General features: G+C 68.9%; 17 protein-coding genes. 10 read left to right on the top strand and 7 right to left on the bottom strand.

Features of this window, described 5'->3' with window-relative positions:
- Positions 1-80 precede the first annotated feature (80 nt).
- Complete coding sequence (locus WME79_RS12335; protein WP_437534996.1) at positions 81-1376, bottom strand: S1 family peptidase; 1296 nt, start codon at positions 1374-1376, stop codon at positions 81-83.
- A 643-nt stretch (positions 1377-2019) separates the two neighbouring features.
- Here WME79_RS12335 and WME79_RS12330 point away from each other — a divergent pair.
- Both WME79_RS12330 and WME79_RS12325 read left to right on the top strand, forming a co-directional pair.
- On the top strand, positions 2020-2952 hold the full coding sequence (locus WME79_RS12330; protein ID WP_437534995.1) for a helix-turn-helix transcriptional regulator: 933 nt from the start codon (positions 2020-2022) through the stop codon (positions 2950-2952).
- Between the two features lie 131 nt (positions 2953-3083).
- Positions 3084-3473 (top strand): nuclear transport factor 2 family protein, encoded by a 390-nt coding sequence (locus tag WME79_RS12325; RefSeq protein ID WP_437534994.1) that lies wholly within the window; start codon positions 3084-3086, stop codon positions 3471-3473.
- Positions 3474-3522: 49 nt separating this feature from the next.
- On the opposite strand, the gene WME79_RS12320 is transcribed toward WME79_RS12325, so the two are convergent.
- The gene (locus WME79_RS12320; protein ID WP_437534992.1) at positions 3523-4659 is read right to left on the bottom strand and encodes a hypothetical protein; all 1137 of its coding nucleotides are present in this window, start codon (positions 4657-4659) and stop codon (positions 3523-3525) included.
- A 333-nt stretch (positions 4660-4992) separates the two neighbouring features.
- Here WME79_RS12320 and WME79_RS12315 point away from each other — a divergent pair, with 333 nt between their 5' ends.
- The 5 genes from WME79_RS12315 (at position 4993) to WME79_RS12295 (ending at position 10021) form a co-directional block, all read left to right on the top strand.
- Complete coding sequence (locus tag WME79_RS12315; RefSeq protein WP_437534991.1) at positions 4993-5715, top strand: SAM-dependent methyltransferase; 723 nt, start codon at positions 4993-4995, stop codon at positions 5713-5715.
- 279 nt (positions 5716-5994) lie between these two features.
- Entirely contained in the window at positions 5995-6900 is a 906-nt protein-coding gene (locus WME79_RS12310) for a hypothetical protein (RefSeq protein ID WP_437534990.1), read from the top strand.
- Between the two features lie 69 nt (positions 6901-6969).
- Entirely contained in the window at positions 6970-8802 is a 1833-nt protein-coding gene (locus WME79_RS12305) for a vWA domain-containing protein (protein WP_437534988.1), read from the top strand.
- Between the two features lie 50 nt (positions 8803-8852).
- Entirely contained in the window at positions 8853-9461 is a 609-nt protein-coding gene (locus WME79_RS12300) for a hypothetical protein (protein ID WP_437534987.1), read from the top strand.
- On the top strand, positions 9458-10021 hold the full coding sequence (locus tag WME79_RS12295; protein WP_437534985.1) for a hypothetical protein: 564 nt from the start codon (positions 9458-9460) through the stop codon (positions 10019-10021). The genes WME79_RS12300 and WME79_RS12295 overlap by 4 nt, the downstream gene beginning before the upstream one ends.
- Positions 10022-10132: 111 nt before the next feature.
- Here WME79_RS12295 and WME79_RS12290 read toward each other — a convergent pair whose 3' ends face one another.
- The 4 genes from WME79_RS12290 to WME79_RS12275 all read right to left on the bottom strand — a co-directional run bounded on the left by WME79_RS12290 (position 10133) and on the right by WME79_RS12275 (position 15065).
- Positions 10133-11281 carry a glycoside hydrolase family 16 protein gene (locus WME79_RS12290; protein WP_437534984.1) on the bottom strand — a complete coding sequence of 383 codons (1149 nt, stop codon included), beginning with the start codon at positions 11279-11281 and terminating at the stop codon, positions 10133-10135.
- Positions 11282-11512: 231 nt separating this feature from the next.
- Positions 11513-11914 (bottom strand): YciI family protein, encoded by a 402-nt coding sequence (locus tag WME79_RS12285; protein WP_437534983.1) that lies wholly within the window; start codon positions 11912-11914, stop codon positions 11513-11515.
- 169 nt (positions 11915-12083) lie between these two features.
- Positions 12084-13637, bottom strand: coding sequence for a hypothetical protein (locus tag WME79_RS12280; RefSeq protein ID WP_437534982.1), 1554 nt, complete (start codon positions 13635-13637; stop codon positions 12084-12086).
- Positions 13638-14150: 513 nt separating this feature from the next.
- Complete coding sequence (locus tag WME79_RS12275) at positions 14151-15065, bottom strand: AraC family transcriptional regulator (RefSeq protein ID WP_437534981.1); 915 nt, start codon at positions 15063-15065, stop codon at positions 14151-14153.
- 123 nt (positions 15066-15188) lie between these two features.
- On the opposite strand from WME79_RS12275, the gene WME79_RS12270 reads away from it, so the two are divergent.
- The 3 genes from WME79_RS12270 (at position 15189) to WME79_RS12260 (ending at position 18003) form a co-directional block, all read left to right on the top strand.
- Positions 15189-15794: an ATP-dependent Clp protease proteolytic subunit gene (locus tag WME79_RS12270; RefSeq protein ID WP_437534980.1), complete on the top strand. Its 606-nt coding sequence runs from the start codon at positions 15189-15191 to the stop codon at positions 15792-15794.
- Positions 15795-15920: 126 nt separating this feature from the next.
- Positions 15921-16952, top strand: coding sequence for an AraC family transcriptional regulator (locus WME79_RS12265; RefSeq protein WP_437534979.1), 1032 nt, complete (start codon positions 15921-15923; stop codon positions 16950-16952).
- Between the two features lie 298 nt (positions 16953-17250).
- Positions 17251-18003, top strand: coding sequence for an SDR family oxidoreductase (locus WME79_RS12260; protein ID WP_437534978.1), 753 nt, complete (start codon positions 17251-17253; stop codon positions 18001-18003).
- 101 nt (positions 18004-18104) lie between these two features.
- Here the strand turns inward: WME79_RS12260 and WME79_RS12255 are convergent, their stop codons facing one another.
- The gene (locus WME79_RS12255) at positions 18105-19463 is read right to left on the bottom strand and encodes an ABC transporter substrate-binding protein (protein ID WP_437534977.1); all 1359 of its coding nucleotides are present in this window, start codon (positions 19461-19463) and stop codon (positions 18105-18107) included.
- Between the last annotated feature and the right edge of the window lie 142 nt (positions 19464-19605).

Genomic DNA, 19605 nt, shown 5'->3' with positions numbered 1-19605 from the left:
AACGACCTGAGGAGCGCACGTCGCGCGCGCCACGCGGCGCGCTCGGCGTGAGGCGCGCTGGCCGCTCCGTGCGCTCGCTCCTAGGGTCGCTCGATGAGGAAGCTGCGGGTCTTGTCGTCGAAGTTGTTTGGCGCGAGGTTCGCGTCTGTCGTGAAGACGCGCGACTCGGACGAGTATCGCCAGAGCCCGTTGTAGAGCGTCAGCCTGAAGCCGGAGGGGACCCGGACGGAGCTGACCCTCTGGTCCCATGGCGTGCTGAAAAAGAGGGAGGAGCCGAGCCCGTACACGACCGAGCCGCCCGAGAAGTTGGCGTTCTCGTACAAGGTGACCACGTCCAGCTGCGGGTCCGAGGCGTGCGAGACGACGATGCTCGAGATCGTGTCGCTGAAGCCCGCCGCCACGAGATCCGTGTCCGAGGTGAAGACGCGCGCCTCACCCCCGAAGGTGCCGTGCATGAAGGCCGTGACCCGGAGCCCGGCGGGGACCCTGATGGCGCTCGCGCGGTTGTCTCCGATGATCGTCGTGTTCGGGAGGTCGTGGCGGCCGATCCCGAAGCCCTGTGAGATGCCGGAGAAGTTCGAGAGATCGTGGAGCACCACCTGGCCGCTGGGGTGGACGGTGGGGCCGCCGGCGATCGTGGCGTCGATCCACGCGCGGTGGCGCGCGACGTCGACGCCGAGCTGCCTCGCGTGCAGGTTCGTGCCGTCCTGCCCGTTCACGCCCGAGAACACGGCGACCTGACGCCCATCGACGAACCACGGGCCGCCGGAGTCGCCGTTCCAGCCCGAGCCCGTCACGCCCGTCGCCAGGAGCTCCTCGGCGGAGTACCAGCTGTCGATGTGGAGGGTCGCCTTCTTGAGCGACGGCGCCATCACCAGCGGCGTGCCCTCGCTCCCCCAGCCGTAGGCCGTCGCGTCCCTGCCGATCGCGACCGACGTCGCCTGGGCCAGCTGGACGAACGGGCCATCGGCGTTCTCGGCCAGGTGGAGCAGCACGATGTCGGGGACGGCCGAGGGCACCTCGACGGCATCGACCGCGATGCGCCGGCCCTCGCGGTACGTGTTGCTGCCGACGCGCACCGCCGACGTCTCGCCCTCGTCCGCGATGCAGTGCTGCGCGGTGAGCACCCAGCGCGCCGCGACGAGGGTGCCTGTGCACTGGAAGAAGTCGCCGGTGCTCCCGCGCACGTCGAAGACCTGGACGGCCCAGGGGCTCGCCTCGGCGACCTGGCCGCCGACGATCGCGGACGAATGCGACTCGAGCGCCTCGAGCGGCTCGTCCGACGCGCCTTCAATCGAGCAGCCCGTGGAGAGGCCGAGCGCGGCGCCCGCGCACACCGCGAGACCAAGCTTATGACCAAGTTCTCTCTTCTTCATTCTGCCTCCACACCATGATTCTATTCAGACGATCGTTCGCGCCGAGGGAGCCCGCCTCCGCAAGGCGGCTGCCAGCGCCATTGAGGTCAAACCAGCATTCATTCGCAAGCAGATGAACGGGGCCTGTGATCACGGCGTTCCCGGCTCAGCGACGGCGTCTCCGAGGAGACCCAGGGGCGCACCGGGCCGAATACGTTGAAGGGACCGCCGGAGCGCGAGACCTGAGGCGGGCGTACGAAGCCCGCCCGCGACCGCTCAAGGATCACGTCCGGAACATGCCGCGCGACTTGGAGCGACGCCAGGCGGCGTTCTGGAACGGCCGCGTTCGAGGCGTCGAACAACGCGCCATCCCACCGTTCGCATCGAGCTGCATCTTTATGATGAGCGCGCCGACCTGTCAGCGCAGTCCACGGCGTGGCCGTCGCGTCGAGCCCGAGCGCGACGTGATCCTCCGTCGATTGCAGCAGCGTCTGCGGCGAGGTGATGCTGCGGGCGCGCCGAAGGCGATATCGCGCTCGGGCGGCGAGAGATCGCCCAGCAGGGAGAGGTGAGCGCGCGCGCGACCGTGGCGGCCCGCGCGCGCAGGTGCCACACTCGCGAGCGCGCGCGGCCGTGCACACGCCTGTCGCTGCGCCCACGCGCCATGTCGCAGAACGTCAGCCTGCAGCTGCTCCACCTCGCGCAGCGCGTCCGCGCGCGCGAGGTGGACGTTGCGCGGGCGCCCGACCCCGCCCTGCAGGCCCTCAGCCCCGCGGCGCCGCTGCGGGAGCTCGTCGCGGAGCGCGCGCGCGCCGGTGGGCTCGGCGCCGTCTTCGCGCTGGGCGACGGGCTCGACACGCTGACCTTCTCGCCGACGCTCTACCTGCTCGAGAGCGCCGCGAGCGTGGCGCAGCTCGCGCATCGCTGGAGCGCGCTCGAGCGCGCGTGGGGCGTGCGCCACCAGACGCGGTTCGCGCTCGACGGCGCCGGCGCCCTGCAGCTCGCGGCCCAGCCGTACGCCGGCGCGCTCGCCCCCGCGAGCCAGACCGTGATGATCACCGGGGTGCTCGCCGCGTTGCTGCGCCGGATGGGCCACAGCGCGCTCGTCCTCGCGGCGCGCGCCGCGCGCGGACCGTGGCGCGAGCTCGCCTGCGACGCCCGCTGGCTCGGGCCCGCGTCGCTTGCCGAGCCGCCGGTCGCGCTCCGCCTCGCGTGGTCGCGCCGGACCGCGCCGGCGCCGTCCGCGCGCCTGACGTTGCACCCACCGAGCGCCGCGGACGACCCGGTCGCCGCCACGCTCGCGGCGATCGCGCGCGAGCCGCACGCGCCGTGGACGCCGCAGGGCCTCGCGCACGCCACGCGCCAGTCGGTCCGCACGCTGCAACGCCGGCTCGCGGCGCACGGCACCACGGCCTCGGCGCTCGCGCGCCGCGTGCGCGCGCGCGACGCCACCGTCGCGATCGCCGGCTCGCTTCGGCCGCTCACCGAGATCGCGCACGCGTACGGGTTCAGCGACGCGGCCCACCTGGCGCGCGAGTTCCGCGCCGCGTCGGGCATGCCGCCGAGCGCGTACCGCGCGGTCGCGCGCACGCGCTAGCACGCGCCCACGGCGCGGTGCGGCCGACGATTGGCGCGCAGATTCAAGCCCGCCGCGCGCCCCGCTGCGAGGGTGTGCATGCACCGGCGAGCGACCCTGCCCCCCGGTGCAGAAAGGCACGCCCCCTCCGTATGAACCCCGAACGCAACAAGCAGATGCTGCTCGAGCTGTACGACGCCGTGGTCGGCAAGCACTGGGACGCCGTCCGCGCGCTGTTGACCGCCGACTTCGTCGACCACAACCCCGGCGCGCGCGCCGCGCCCGGGGCGAACGGCTGCGAGGCCTTCATCGCCTATTTCCGCGACGGCGAGACGCCGCTTCACGGCGCGCAGGTCGAGATCCAGCGCATGATCGCCGACGCCGAGTACGCCGTTGTGCACTACAAGCTCGTGAACCCGCGGCGGCCGCGCGGCGTCGCGGTGGTCGACATCTTCCGCGTCGCCGACGGGCGCTTCTGCGAGCACTGGGACGTGCTGCAGGACATCCCGGCCGACGCGCCGAACCCCCGCGCCATGTTCTGAACGCGCCGCCTCGCCCCCGCGTCCCCTCGGCGCCGCCGAGAGCGCGGCCTCATGGCTGGGGGACGACCTCGTTCGTGGGGTTGCCGTCGATGTCGCCGACCACGTTGTTGGACCAATCAGCGTACGTACACGTCGCGCACGACGTCGTGTAACCCCAGTGGCTCGGGCCGAAGACGTTGTTGCGCAGGATCATGTCCTCGCCGTTCTCGGGGTAGAAGTCGTAGGCGCCGAGCGAGACGAAGTTGTCGTGAACATCGTAGTTCTGCAGCGTCGAGCCATCGACGCCCTGGGTGAAGAGCACGGCAGTGATGGCTTGCCAGTAGTTCGGCACCTCGTTGCCCGTCGCGGCGTCGACGCCCGGCTCGAGTCGGTTGTGGCTGATCTCGAGCGGCCCGCTGCCCCCGTACGGGAAGACACCGCCCGTATGCGCAAGAGAGGGGTCCGCCAGGTGCGCGATGTAGTTGTCGTGCAACCAGCTCTGCTCGATGATGGTGTTCTGGCCGCAAAGGCACATGCCACCGGTATTGGCCACGTCCACCCGGGTCATGCGGATGGTGCACGTCGCACAGGCGTTCACGGCATGCTCGGTGAGGGCGGCGTTCGTACCTCCAAGGCCGACCGGCTCGGGGCGAATGGTGGTATCGCTGATGTTCAACGTGAGCGGCGCGGACTCGTCGGCGTTGACCAGAATGCTGCGGTTCGTGGAGCCGGGCGGCGGCGCGATGATCGAGTTGGTGATGTTGACCGTGCCGTGGCAGCCGGTGCCGATGTAAATGAACGCGTGGAAATACATGTGGTCCAGATTGACAGTGCCGTCGCAATCGTACAGATCCCACTCTTTGCTCTGGTCGTCGCTGGGCCACACTTCCGTGTATCCGGGCGGCACCGGGAGCTGGGGATCAGATTGGGCGTAGGTGCCCACGCCGGGTGCGCCGACGGTGAAGCGATCGGGGTAGCCCTTGGTGCTTGGCGCGTCGCCGCCTCCTGCTCCACCACCGCTTACGCCGCTCGTGCCTCCGCCGCCGCTCGTGCCTCCGCCGCCGCTGCCTCCGGTGCCTGAAGACATGGATGAGGAGCTCGACTTCGTCTCGCCGTCACCGCACCCTGTGAGGAGGGCGCTCAGCAAGACCACCCCCGGCAAGCTCGGTCCGAGGCCTGCTGCAGGACGATGGGTCGCTCTCTTCATGAGATCTCCTTCGCTTTCGGGGACGTCACGTCGCTCGTGATCGGAGCTGCAGCCCGAGCAGTCCGCGGCCTGTTGCACGCCGGTTCTCACCCTCATGGGCCACTCGTTTTCGGGGTCAGGGGGTCCGGAGGACGGACCGAAACGGCCGCCCGTGAACGTGCCGCGTATCGAGGGCGGCGTCGAGCCAATTCATCAACGCCCGGTGCCTCGCGGGGGTCGCGACAGAAAGCCCCGCCGGTCGGATCGAAACCCCCGCCATGTCGAGGCTGCGCGAAGGGTGATACTCCTCTGCTGAAGGCGGTCCGGGCGACCGTCCGCCGAGGAGAAGGCGTGATGAAAACGGACGAGCACGGGAAACACGCAGCGAACTTCGGGCGCGAGCGAGCATTGAGCTACGACGACCAGGTGCGCCGCTTCTGGCCGGGTTATGGCGTCATGCAGCAGGTCATCGCCGAGGTGATGGTCGCTGCGCTCCCCGACGAGGAGGCCGCGTCGCTGCTGATCGTCGGCGTCGGGACCGGGAGCGAGGTGAGGCCGTTCGCGCGCTACGCGGGGGCCGGCGTCCGTTTCACGGGCGTCGACCCCTCGCCGGAGATGCTCGCCGTCGCGAGAGAGAAGCTCGCGGCGGAAGGCCTCCTCGAGCGGACGAGCCTGCATGCCTGCGAGCTGCGCGATCTCGCGCGCGGGCCCTTGTTCGACGGCGCCCAGATGATCGGCGTCCTGCACCACGTCCCGGGCGACGAGGCGCGCCTCGAGCTCTTGCGGGAGGTCGCCGGGCGCCTGAAGCCGGGGGCGCCCTTCGTGATCGGCTGTCGAATTGGAGACGATCCGCTGCTGAGGGCCGTCGAGGACCGGCGGGCCCTCGCGGAGGGGCGGCCGCCCGAGGCGGCGGAGCAACGACGGAAGGCCATGGCGTCGTTGAAGATGCCGGCCTCGGACGCCGAGGTCTTCGCGCTCCTGGCCCAGGCAGGCTTCATTGAGCCTCGCCTGATCTTCTGCGAGCTGCAAATCAAGACGTGGGTGACGCGCTACGAGCCCTCCACGCTCGGCGCGTGACGCGGCGACACGCGGGGCCGCGCTCCGCCCGATGTTGCTCCTGGTCAACCCGGAGGTGCCTGAGCCAACACACGTTCTCCGCGGAAGCGCGTGGCGGAATGCCGCAGTGAGGCACGCGTGCGGTTCGCGCGTGGACGTGGAAGGGAATGACAGGCGATCAGGTGCGCCCATCGGGCGCAAGCGCGTTCACGCAAGCTCCTTCCGCGGGTTTCTCTCGACGAACGCTCAGCCCGCACGCCTGGACCGCGCTTTGCAATTATACAAGACATGCTACAAGACATGCTGCAAGACCTACATCAACACGCTGCGTTCATCGTGGGCGTCGTGGGTGTCTCGCTGACGCTCGGCTGCGCCGGCGAGCCTGAAACAGCCGAGGCGCTCGAAGAGAGCGCCGATGCGTTTTCAACGGCGCCGGGTGAGCCGAACCACGAAGAGATCACCAGCGCCGCCCTGTCGTTCCTGAAGCCTGCGGTGATCAGCGCTCTGAAGATCGGCAATGTGTCGACGGACGCCGAGCTCCACTTCAGCAATGCTGCCCACTTCGATGACTGCAACTTCAGCGGAGGAGCCGCCTTCATCGCCGAGGAGCAAGCCGAGGCGGTGAAGGCGCTGGGCCCGGGCATCGCGCAGCTGGATGGCGATGCGCTGGCATTGCTGGCGTTTTCCCGTTCGCTTCACGCGGTGCAGGACTTCTACGCACACACGAACTGGGTCGAGCTCGGCGGCGACGTCCTCGTGGACCAGTCGCTCACTGCGTTCCCCACATTCACGCCGTACTCCGCGGTGCCGTCGACGGGCTTCATCGTCGTGCAGGGCAAAAAGCCGAGGGGGACGGCGGTGACGCGCGACGATGATGCGCCGTACCCGGAGTACGCGATCGTGACCTTCCGACAGCGGCGGACGACCGCCTATGGCCTTGTCTCGGGCACGGTCGACTACGAGCCAGGCGACTACTGTCCGCCCCCGGTGGCGATGACCCACGATGAGCTCAGCAAGGACAAGACCTCCTTGACCGACCGCGTCGAGCAGCACCTCGCGGCGAAGTCGCTCGCGATCCAGCAGACGCGTCATGAGTGGTGCCGGCTCAATCAGCTCGCTCACGATGCGTGGGGCGACGCCGGGACCGCGCGCCTCGCCGCGTGGGTGGCTGACCCGAGCTCGGCGCCCGACTGCACCGCCGAATGAGGCGGAGGCGTTCTGGCGCTCGACCCCTTGACGGGAGCCCGGGCCGGGGTGTGCCATGGTGCCGCCGCCATGTTCAACGCCCGCCCCGATCGACCCTTGCTCCCCGCCGAGCCCTCGGAGCGCCTCATCCGGGTGGAGCTCACGGCACCCCGGCCCGAGGGCAGCCAGGCCCGCAAGCCTGTCCACCTCTCGCTGGTGATTGACCGCTCCGGCTCCATGAGCGGCGAGAAGCTCCGGCTCGCGCTGGAAGCGGCTCGCCAGACCATCCGCACCCTCCAGCCCGGCGACCGCTTCAGCGTGGTCACCTTCGACCACCAGGTCGAGGTGCCCATCCCCTCCACCGAGGCCACGCCCGGGGCGCGGCTCCGCGCCGAGGCCGCGCTCGACACGGTGACCGCGCGAGGCAACACCGACCTGGGCGGCGGCTGGCTCCGCGGCTGCGCCGAGGTGGGCGCGCACCTGCCCGAGGATGCCATCGGCCGCGTCCTCCTGCTCACCGACGGCCAGGCCAACCACGGGATCACCTCGCCCGACGAGCTGACCTCCCGCGCCCGCTCCCAGCGGCTGCGCCGGGTGACCACCAGCACCATTGGCCTGGGCGAGGGCTTCAACGAATTCCTCCTGGGCCGCCTCTCCGAGGAGGGCGGCGGCAACTTCTATTTCGCCGCGCGCGCCGACGAGCTCCCCGGCTTCGTCGGCCGGGAGATCGGCGAGGTGCTCTCGGTGGTCGCCCGCGACGCCGCGCTCCTGATCCGCGCGCCCGAGGGCGTCGAGGTGGAGTCGCTCAATGACTACCCCTGCACCCGCGACGGCGGGACCCGCTCCTTCTCGCTCGGCTCGCTCCCAGGCGGGATGGTGCTGGCCCCGATGTTCCGGCTGCGCTTCCCCGCCGGCGCGATCGGTGAGACGCTCCTGGTCAACGTCGCGCTCACGGACCGGGACGGTGCGCTGTCGAAGGAGCCCTGGACGCTGGCATGGCCTCGGGTCGCGGAGGAGCAGGTCCGCGCCCAGCCGGTGGATCGGGAGGTGCTCCGGGCCGCGGCTGCGCTCGATGCCGCCCGCGCTCGCCGGGTGGCCCTGGGGCTCAACGACGATCGCCGGTGGCAGGAAGCCGCGTCCACGCTGGCCGACGCGGCCAACCGGCTCCGAAGCTACGCCGACGGGGATCCCGAGATCCGGACCGAGGCGGACCGGCTCGACGCCGAGCGGGACTCCTATTCCAGGCCGATGTCCTCCCTGAGCAAGAAGAGCCATTATTCCGACGCGATGATGGCCATGAAGATGGGCGGCCGCGGCCGCGCCAGGCCACCGGGCCCTCGGGTCCTCGGGGTCCCCACGGCTGCCCGGCTGGCCCCGCTGCTCTGGACGGCATCCCAGGCGCTCGGCGGTGTGAAGGGGGCGCCGGCCTTCGACGTGGACCTGTCGTTCCAGGGGTCCCCGCTCCGTGCCGATCCGCTCTCGCAGCGCGACGAGGACGAGCTGGTCGCCGGCGCGGACTCGCTGGACCCCGGCGCCCTCAAGGTGGTCTTCGTGGAGCAGCCCCTGCCGGACCGCTGGTTCTCGCACTGGCATCGGGGACACCGGACGGCGGTGATCTCGCTGGCCGGCCTGGATCAGCTCATCTCCTTGCCAGCCGCGTCCTTCGTGGCCTACGAGCTGCTCCTCTACGGGCTGCACGCCCTCTCCGCCGAGTATGAGCCCGCGAAGCTGTTGCACACCGAGACCCTCGCCTGCCTCTTCGACCTCTGCCAGCAGAAGGCCGAGGTGGGGCTCAAGCTCCAGGCCGGTCACCTCTGCGCCGGGTGCCTCGGGAAGCTCTCTACGGTCGGTCTGGATCGCGACGTGGTGACCCAGCTATGGCGAGCGGTCCAGGCGCTCGCTCAGCCGGGGACGGGCCCGTAGTCGCGCCTCTCCAAAGGCGAGTAATCTGTTTCCGAGATAGCGAACACAACATGAGCACGTACGAACTTCTCCAATGGTTGGGGCTCGGGGCGGGCGCCCTGGTCCTTGTCGCGATCGTGGCGGGCGCGATCAAGCTCTCGCGCGCGACGGACGCGGTCTGGCCGAACTGTGCGACCAGGTACGGGCTGACCTTCGATCAGCAGAACGAGGGCAACGCGCTCACGTCACAGCGCAGCGTCAAGTCGCTCACCGGCGCCGTGCAGAACGTGCCGCTCCGCGTCGTCTCCACCTGGAGCATGGTGGGCAACACCAGAACCACCTCCACGGCCTTCTATGCGCGCTCGTTGTATCCGGCGCCGCATCGCTTCTCGCTCCAGATCACGCGCGGCGCGGGCGGCCCGCAGCACCACCTGGTGCCGACGGGCGACCCGAACTTCGATCGCATGATTTCGCTCAGGAGCGACTCGCCCGCCCTCTCTCGTGCGCTCATGAACTCGGCGGTGCAGGCAGCGCTGCTCAGGCTGCCCATGAATCAGGTCGGGCTCTCTTACGACAACGGCGAGTTCTGTCTCTCCTACGGCGGTCAGCCGCTGAAGCCGGCCGAGCTCGAAGCCCCCATCGACGCCCTGGTCGCCCTGGGTCACTCGAGGCTCGCATGATGGGCTCACCCTCCGACCCGCGGCAGGCGTACCTCCGAGACCTCGGAGCGGCCCACGGCTTCACGCTCGAAGAGCTCGAAATGAACCGGCAAGGGCGCCTTCATCCGGCGCAGGCCAAGCGCGGGAAGAGCTCCGGCATCGGCTGCGGGGTGTTCTTGCTCCTGCTCGGGTTACTCGTCGCCGCCGGGGGTGTCGGAGGTGCGCTCTACCTCCACGACGACTACTCGAAGCCGATTTCCGACACCGACATGAACGGGCTCTACGCGCTCGGCGGGGGCGGCGTCGTGCTGGGCGGGTTGCTCGGTATCGGCGCGCTGTTGATGTTCCGGAAGGTCAGCGCGAGGCGCAAGGCGTTCGCCCAGAGCCCCGCGCTGGTCGCCCAGGGTCCGCTCCAGAAGGTGCACGTCGACGGCCGCGGCGGCATGCCGAGCCAATGGCGCTACAGGATCGGCGGAGTCGCCTTCGTCGTCTCGCAGAAAGCGTGGGAGCTCACGACGCACGGCGCCCACTACCGCGTGTATCACCTGGCGGGCGATCTTCTGAGCATCGAGCCGCTGTGAGAGCTCGGGGCGGCCTCAAGTGTTCTCCTCGATGTCGAAGGCTTCAAAGAAGCGTGCAATGAACCTATCGAGGCCACAAGCGTCGCTCATCCCAGGCCCCGAGCGGCGGTGCTAGGGCAGGGAGTCGACGAGGGCGAGCGAGGACGCCCGGAAACCGGCCACCTGCGCGTCCACCTCGGCCTGCGACAGGAGGACGTCCTTCGCGAAGTAAACCCAGTCGACGTCCTCGGCGTACGTCCGCGGGTCGGTCTGTCCGGCGGCGAGCTCGTCGAACCATAGGTTGAAGTCGAGGTGCTGGTCCGTCTCGGGGACGTAGGTGGCGTCGTGCGTGCAGAGCCGCGCGCCGTCGATGTAGTAATGGATACCGGACGCGTCGATCTGGAGGAGGAGCCTCTTCCAGCCAGACTGGTCCCCCGCCACCTGGTTCGACTGCGTATTCTCGAGCGTGGCCGTCTCCCACGAGGTCAGCCACAGCGTGCTTGTATCGCCCTGCCCCCACCCGCCGTTGGGCATGTACTCGAAATCCTGCTCCGAGTAGTTGGGATCGACCTCGGGGTCGTTGATCCAGGGGCTGATCGTGAAGAACGTCTCGACCAGCTTGTCGCCGAGGTGCCGGGTCCCGGCCAGGGGCGTGTTGCGGAATCTCACCCTGGCGGAGTAAGTCCCGAGGCGGAACCTGTCGTCGTTGGACTGGATCTCCGCGTGCGAGGTGCTCGCGCCCGATCCGCGCGCGGTCGCTTCGAGCCGCAGCAGCCTGTTCGAGGCGAGATCGGGATCTTCGATGAACGACACATTGGACGAGAGCCATTGTGCGCCGTCGACCCCGGGCGCTCCGTCGGTCGTCCGTACCCACCACCGGCTCTTGAGACCGTCATCGGCGACGCCGGTGTAGCTGAAATCGTCGAAGAACTCGGCCGACACCGTAACGCCGCCGCCAGCGCCGCCAGCGCCGCCAGCGCCGACGCCCTCGCCGCCAGCGCCGACGCCTTCGCCGCCAGTGCCACCAGCGCCGACGCCCTCGCCGCCAGCGCCGACGCCCTCGCCGCTGCCGCCCTCACCGCCCTTGCCGCTGCCGCCCTCACCGCCGCTCCCTCCGCCAGCGCCGCTGCCGCCATCGCCGGCAGGGGCGTCGAGCTCGCTCGAGCAACCCACCAGCGCGTGCACCGCAAGGAGCGCCGCCCCCGCGGTGTGGAGGAAGCGCGCGCCGCGGGGCGCCTCGTTCGAAGCAGCGATCCTCTGGCCTTCGCGATCCGTTTTCATCGAGACTGTTCCTTCCGGGACGAGCGTTGCATCGCGGGCAGCTGCGAGGAGATCATGATGATGCTCCACCCCCGCTTCGCGAGGTCCGCGAGGATCGCATAGATCTCGTATCCAAACGCGATCTGCAACCCTCCTGTCAAAGGAGGTGCGACGAGGATTCGCGCGAGCGCGCCGGCGAGGACGTCCTCCGGCGCCGCCCTCGCCGTTCGCGCGCAGGCCCCGAGGGTGAGCTCACAGGAGCTCTTTCGGGAGCTCGCTCCCGCTCATCACCTGCCGCACCTCGATCGCCATGTTGAGCGGCTCGCCGCCGAGCCCGGGCGCGGCGGACGCCTGCGCGGCGAGCTCGTAGGCGCGCTCGGGGCTCCCGACGTCCACCATCCAGAAGCCGGCGAGGAACTCCTTGGCCTCGGGGAACACGCCGTCGGTGATGGGCCTGCCGTCCTTGCCGGCGCGCACGAGCCTGGCCTGGTCGGGCCCGGTCAGCGCTTCGATCCCCACGAGCTCGCCCGACTCGCGGAGCTTCTGGTTGAAGCTGTTCAGGAACGCGAGGTGCGCCTGCAGGTCCTTCGGCGGCCAGCTCATCAACTTGTAGGGCTCTCGGGTCGGCACGTGCATCATCAGGACGTATTTCATCGTCAGCTCCCTTTCAGCGTGCGCGCCCCGCGTCGGGCGCGCGTTCACAGAGGGGTCGGAGCCCAGGCGGCGTTCTCGACATCGCGGAGGACGATACTCGAAAAATTTCCTGGCGGCCGGCAGACGACGCGGGGGAGAGGAAGGTGAGCGCCGGGCGGAGCGTCGACCGTCAGCGCCAGTGGAAGTCCCACTCCTGGTTGGCTGCGTCCGGCCGGCACGCGTACACGCCCACCTGCGCGCCGGGAAACGAAGCGCCGCCGAGGACATCGACGCACTGCCCGAGCGACTTGATAGGACCGTTCAGGTAAAAGTACTCGTTGTAGAGGCCTCGGCCGCAACCGTCCCACAAGATGATGGGGGAGCCCGGCGCTGGCATGCCCCCGGATACGTTGAGGCAGCGGTCGACGGCGAACGTCGCCTTGATCTCGCCGGCGAGGAAGCTCAACGTCTGGTACGATGCGGTGTTGATGCACGGCTTCAGCGTCGGCCGCGTGCCGAGCGGCGGGGTGCCGGGCGGCACGTCGACGCACAGATCGGTGCCCGTCAACTGCAGCCTGCTCGCCGGCGTCGCCGTCCAGCGCTCGCGCGTCGACGGCACCTCGCCGCAGCGGCGCACCTCGAGCATCGCGCCGGCGGTCGTGCCGGTGGCGACGACGCACATGTTGCCCATGGCCCGAAGGCGCATGCCTTCGAACGAGAAGAGCTCGTTGGGCGCGCCATCGATCAGGCCCCACGAGATGAGCGGCGTTCCGGACGTCGGCGAGACCACGCCGCCGCCGACGTTCATGGCGAGCATCTCTCCGCCGATGGTCGCCCGGAGGTGGTGCCCGCCGGACGCGTGCGGCAGCTTCGACCAGGTGTCGTTGGGGGCGTCCATGCACTGCCACGCGACGATGTTCTTGCCCCACTCGGTCGTGCCACCATCGATGTTCAGACAGCGGCCTCCGAGCCCCACGATCGAGCCGCCGTGCTTGCGCCCATAGACGTTCTGTGCGCCGATGACGTCCCAGGGAGACAGCACCCGATTCGTGTCGGCCAGGTTGCTGCAGTAGGTGGCCGCCATGATCGAGTCGGTGTCGGCCACCGGCGTCGCTTTGCTGGCCCCCGGGTGGGCGACGCCGCAGTAGCCGCTCGGCAGGCAGACCTTGCCGTCACCGCTCGCACACTGGGCATCGGACGTGCATTTCATGCATTGCCCCGTCCAGTCGTCGCGATCGAACTCGTGCGAAAACCCGAGCGCGTGCCCGAACTCGTGCATGGCGACGACCTCGACGCGGCCGTCGGTCGTGTCGAGCGTCATGTGCTGCGCGCCGCTGGGCCCCGGGTAGCCCGCCCCGCTGCGGCTGCCACCTCCCGCGGTGAGGTGGACGATGAGATAGCCATTCGTGTTCGAGCCGCAGGGGCCCCAGTCTTCGAGCTTGATGTCTGCCGCGCGCTGCCACGAGTTGTCGACCGCGTCGCGGGCCCGAGCGAAGTACTCGAAGCGCCGCTGCCGCTCGCCGCTGGATACCAGATCATCGATGCGATAACACACCGGCACCCAGCCGCCGGGCCAGGGGGTGCCGACCAGCTGGAGCGCGTCGTGGGTCGACGCGATCGGCTCCTCGTTCGCGGCCGCTTCGTCGCCCGGTTCGCTCGGTCCGCAGCCGGCGAGGGCGGCGGAGACCGCGGCGATGGAGACAGCTGAATGGCGTAGGACGAGCGATGCGAAGCTGCGTTTCATTGAATAGGTTCCTTCGTTCTGCGGGCTGCATGAAATGTCGAATTGAATCACACGGACCAGCGAGCGCTCGGATGCGTTGCGCGCCCCAAGCGCCTCGCTGTCGTCGAGAGAGGCTTATGCGCGCCGCCCGCCGCGGCTGACATCACGTGTCGTCTCGTTCATCGCTCGCTCCCCGGCGGCCGCGCCGCCGCAGGCCTGAGGCGCCCCGTCGGAAGCAGGGTCTCCTCGGTGGGGTTGCGCTCGCAGGTTCCCTTACAGCCCCCGACGCGCGCAGACAGCCGACAAGGACGCGCGACCCGGCCGTCGGCGAGGCGTCCTGGCAACGCGTCGATGCGCCTGGCGACCGGCCTTGCTACGCGCCGCTCGATCCGGGGCAGCCCGATCCCAAGGATACGTCAGCCCTCATCCCACCGGCTTCTCGAGCGATCTGCCGCTCGTGAGATTCTCGGAGCCGTCCCTGATTCGTGCCGTCAGACGGTCCGGCGGGGCTCCCGCTCCGCCCAGGCGAAGCGCTCACGCCGCCGCGCGGACCGGCGGCAGGCCGAACGCGGCCCCCTCGGAGCGGCTGCGGCGGCGGAACGCGCCCGGCGCCTCGCCCGTGTGCCGCTTGAACGCGCGGCTGAACGCGAACTCCGAGTCGTACCCGACCGCGGCCGCCACGGCGGCCAGCGAGCCGTCGCCCTCGGCGAGCAGCTCGGCCGCCCGCTGCATGCGGAGCTCGGCGAGGTAGCGGAGCGGCGGGACCCCCAGCTCGGCGAGGAACCGCCGCGCCAGCGCGGCGCGGGAGAGGCCCGCCGCCTTCGCGAGCGCCTCGACGCTCCAGCGCTCGGCCGGCTTCTCCTGCATGAGCCGGAGCACGCGCGCGACGCGACGGTCGAAGACGCGCGCGCCGCGGCGATCGAGCCCGCGCGACCCGCGCCCTTCGCGCGCATGCTCGTGGCAGTGCAGCGCGTAGGCGAGCAGCGGCTCGAGGAGCGAGCGCGCCAGCTGGGCCTGCCCCGGGGAAGCATCCGCGAGCGCGGCGCGCAGCAGGCCCACGACCGCAGAGAGCCCCGGCGCGCGCCGCACCTCGCCGGCAGGCAGGTGGACCACGGGCGCGAGCGAGGCGATCGCCCCGCCGGGTGCGGCGGCGTAGGTCGCCGAGATCAGCTCCGCCTCGGCGGGAGCGCGCCCGGGCGGCGGCGCGACGCAGCGGAGGCTCTGCTCGCGGGGCCCCGCGCCGCGCGGACCGAACCCGAGGAGCACGACGTCGCCGGCGTCGAGCTCCAGGGCGCACACGCCGTCCTGCGAGAGGCGAAAGGCGCCCTGCACGACGACGTGGAGGCTCGGCGGATCGCCCGCGCTCGCGCGCCAGGGCGCGCCAGGATGGCCGTGATGCCGGGAGACCACCACGCCGCGGGGAAGCAGCCGCTCCATCTCGTCCGCCATGCCTCATGGTTGCCCCCGCCGAGGTCGCTCGTCCAGCGCTCGCTCGCGGATCGAGACGCGCGAGCATGACTCCGCGCCTCGCGGTCATGGCGCGCGGGCGAGGGCGACCGGAAGCTCGGGGCCATGACACGCCTCGATTCCACGCCAGATTCCACGCCGAACGAAGAACCGCTCCACCGCGCGCTGCCCGAGAAGGTCCAGAGCAGCCTGCTGAGGAGCCGGACCGTCCTGATCTTCGGGGAGATCACCAGCGAGCTCGCGCAGGCGACCACCGCGCAGCTCCTCGCCCTCGCGAGCGATGATGGCGAGAAGCCGATCCGGATCCTGATCCACTCGCCGGGCGGGCACGTGGAGTCGGGGGACACGATCCACGACGTGATTCGCTTCATCCGGCCCGAGGTCAAGGTGATCGGCACCGGATGGGTCGCCAGCGCGGGCGCGCTGATCTTCGTCGCCGCGCGGCGGGAGAACCGGTTCGCGCTCCCGAACACGCGCTTCCTCCTGCACCAGCCGCTCGGCGGCGTGCGCGGCCCCGCGTCGGACATCGAGATCGAGGCGGCCCAGATCCTGGCCGCGCGCGAGCGGCTCAACCGCATCTTCGCGGAGGCGACGGGGCAGGCGCCCGCGAAGATCGCGCAGGAGACCGAGCGCAACCTGTGGATGACGGCGCGCGAGGCCCAGGAGTACGGCCTCGTGCATCGCATCGTCGAGAGCGCGCTGGAGGTCTGAGCGGGCCGACGTGCTGGTCGCGGATGATGGGCATGCTGCACCTCGCTCCGTGCGGCCGCGCGGCGCGGTCAGTGGAAGTAACCCTCAGAGGCTGCCGGGGCCGGGGAAGTCGACGCCCCACCAGAAGTGGTCGCGGAACTCGTTCCAGAGCGCCGCGCGCGTCTGCCCGGTCTCAAACAATGCATGCTTGCAGCGCGAAAAAACTTGCGCGATTGTACAGAGGTGTCGAACGATCCCTTCTCGGATATCCTGCGACTGACGGAAGCGAAGTCCGTCATGTCCGGCGGCTTCGCCGCAGGGGGAACGTGGGCATTCCGTGTTCGGTCGCACGGAGAAATCAAGTTCTACACTGTCACGCAAGGAGCCTGCTGGCTGCGGGTGGATGGCCAGAAGAAGGCGGTGCGGCTGGAACAGGGAGACGCCCTCCTGCTTTCAGGGCGAGGCGGCTTCGTCCTCGCAAGCAGCTTGACGGCGTCTCCGCAGGACGCGTGCCCGGTGTTCGAAACCGGCGGCACCTTCGCAAAGATCGGCGACGGTTCCGAATGCGTCTTGCTCATCGGGATGGTCTCGCTCCATCCGTCGAGCGCAGCTCTCCTCCAAGACGTCCTCCCCGCGCTTGTCCTCGTGCACGCCGCATCTCCGGACGCGGCAGCGTTCCACTGGATGGTCGAGCGGCTCCAACAGGAGCGGAGCTCGACGCTGCCGGGCGCCAGCATCGCGTCGGCCCAGCTCGCGCAGCTCATCTTCATCCAGGTCCTGCGCGCTCACCTGGCAAGCTCGGGGGCGCTGCGTCCCGGATGGCTCCGCGCGATCAGCGACGATCGGATCAGCCGCGCGCTGCGCCTCATGCATGGTGAGCCAGGACGCGCCTGGAGACTGAGCGAGCTCGCGAAGGCGGCGGCCATGTCGCGCGCGAGCTTTGCGGTGCGCTTCAAGTCTGTCGCCGGCGTGGCACCGCTCGCCTATCTCACCGAGTGGCGGATGCGACTCGCACAGAGGACCCTTCGCGAAGAGGACACCTCCATCTCCGAGATCGCCGAGTCTCTCGGCTACGCGTCGGAGAGCGCCTTCAGCCATGCGTTCAAGCGCGTCACCGGCACCGCCCCGCGCGACTACCGAAACGCAGCGAACAACCGCGTGGCGTCTGCGCAGCGGTAGCGCTGGCAATCCACGGGTCGACGAACGCGACGAGCGCGCAAGTCCTCCGTGCCTTGGCGGGATCCGTGGTCGTCACGTCGAGACGATCGCGCAAGTTTCTCATACTCTCGCGCATCCGTGGCCGCCTCGCACGATCTATGGTTCTGGTCGTGGGCGCGGCGCCGAAGCGGTCGCCCGGATCGGCGCAGCCCGCGGAACGAGCGACATGCGAGGATCCATCACCGGTGGGAGGGGACTCACCGGCAAGGGATGCACTCCCCGAACGACCCAAACAAGATGGGAGACACAGGAGACATCAATGGCCAGACTCGAAGGCAAACATGCTCTGATTACCGGCGGCACCAGCGGAATCGGATTGGAGACGGCCAGGCAATTCCTGGCAGAGGGGGCGGAGGTCGCGATCACGGGTCGCTCTCTGGACGGGCTCGATCGGGCCAAAAGCGATCTCGGCAGCGGCGTCCTGACGTTCAGGAGCGATGCGTCCGATATCGACGATCAGGAGAGATTGGCCGGCGAGCTGAAGCGCGCTTGGCCGGCCATCGATATTCTCATGTGCAACGCTGCCAGCGCCGCGCAGCTGCCGATCGAGGATTGGACCCCCGAACGCTTCGACGCCTTGATCGCCACCAACCTCAAGGGGCCCTTTTTCCTGATCAAATCCTTGCTGTCGCTGTTTTCCCGACGATCCTCGATCATCCTCATCGGCTCGATCTCGGCCATGATCGGACATCGCCACTCCGGCGGCTATGGTGCCTCCAAGGCTGGGTTGCTGGCGCTGGCGTGCGGGTTGTCCTACGAACTCAAGGACCGGGGCATTCGCGTGAACGGGATCAGCCCGGGACCGATCGTCACCAACGCCTTGAAGGCGTTCGGACCCGAGGTCGAGGCCGCGCTGCACGAAGAATTTAGAAACCAGGTTCCGATCAAGAGGCTTGGCCAGGCCGTGGAAGTCGCCAAAGCCGCCGTCTACCTTGCCTCGGATGAGTCGGCTTTCACCGTCGCCCAAGTCATGCGCGTGGATGGCGGCCTGGGCAAGGTGGCCGTCGACTGATCTGGCTAAGGATTGGGGGGTCGGTCCGCTGCGCCGCCCAGGTGTTCGCCATCACTCACCGCGGGATGGGCTTTCTTTGTCTTATCCGCCGAGATCGTCTCTCACTTTGTCGCGAGCCGACACGTATCATCCTTTGTGCAGGCGTACGTTCGCAATTCTACGAACTTTCCGTTCTGCACCTTGTAGACGGCGATGTCCCCCTTGACATTGCCAACCGAATCGAAGTCGCACGGGCCTGATGCCCCTTCATAGTTGATGGATTTTCCGGCGGCGATGGCTTCGATCGCTTTCTTGAACTCCTCCGTTCCGGTTCGCACGATCGTCCCGGAAGGGTCATTGATCTGGTCCAACGCCACGTTGACGTCGGATCCCGTCACCTTCGACGGATCGTCCAGAGCCAGGGCTGCCTTCACGGTACCCAGAAGCGCCACCACCATCGAATCATACACCGACGAGTCATAACCAGCGGGATCGGCGCCGGTCTCTTCCGCAAAGGCCTTGGCGAAGTTGTCTCCGGATGCGTCGGCGGTCCAGCAAAGGTTCGAGACGCCCTCCTGGCCCTCGGCCATCGTCCCCAGGGTCTGCAGCATGGCGGCGCGGCGGAACGACGAGCTGTTCAACATCGGCACGGTATAGCCTGCCTGCTTATAGGCTTTGGCGACACCCACTGCGAACGTGGGACCGACCCAATTGACGATGAAATCGGGCGGCCCCTTCGGCTTACTGGAATCATCCGCGTTGATCTCGTCGAATGCCCCTGCAACCAGTCCAGCAAAATCGATGCTATTGGGATCTGTATGGGTATCCACCGCGAGGAGCTCGTAATCGACGATGCCCGGGGTGGGAGGATGCTGAGCGGACCTCAGCTCACCCGTGTACGCAACACGGTCGACGTCGGAGATAATAGACACATTGACCGTCCCATCGCCATCGAGATCTCCATCGCCCTCGGAGCCCCGGGAGAAGATATCTCTGAACATGGTTTCGGCATGCCTACTGGCCGTGATGGTGGTCCTTCTCAGCCAGTTATCCAGGTCTTGATAGCCAGGCGCGTCCGTCGGGGGCGTGGGGGCGGCGTCGGGATTGTTCAGATTCATGTTGGTGCAAGAGCCGCACACGACCGGGACCTTTGCCGGGGAATCGGCGACATAGTTCATGTTGTTGACGGTCATGCTGGTGACGCTCGTGGCCGTCACGAGCACGGGGCTCCCCAAGCCGAGCAACTCGGTGGCAAGCGGCTTCACCGTCGTGGGGTCGCTCTGGTCGTCGCGCTTCTCGAGCTTGAAGCGAAGACCTCGACTCGCGGACGTCCCCGCAAGGGCCTCATTGAATTGTTCAAACGCCATCTCGGCAGCCTGGATGAAGTAGGGGTTCGCATTCAGGCCCGTGTCCGGGAGGATCGCTCCGATGACGACGGTAGACTCCTCTGTGGAGTCACCATTGCCAGCACAGCCAGACATCGCAAGACACGTTCCCAGGATGATGCATTTTCGCACAGGGCCCCCTTTGATGTGGACTGAACGTATAGACCAAGGTCTGAACAGAAGGCTCGACCTTTCATCACCTAGACTATGGGCGGCCAGCGGCTGAACTGAACCAAGG

The sequence above is a fragment of the Sorangium sp. So ce726 genome (assembly GCF_051521405.1).
Lineage (GTDB): Bacteria > Myxococcota_A > Polyangia > Polyangiales > Polyangiaceae > Sorangium.
This window is presented reverse-complemented; position numbering and strand designations above follow the sequence as displayed.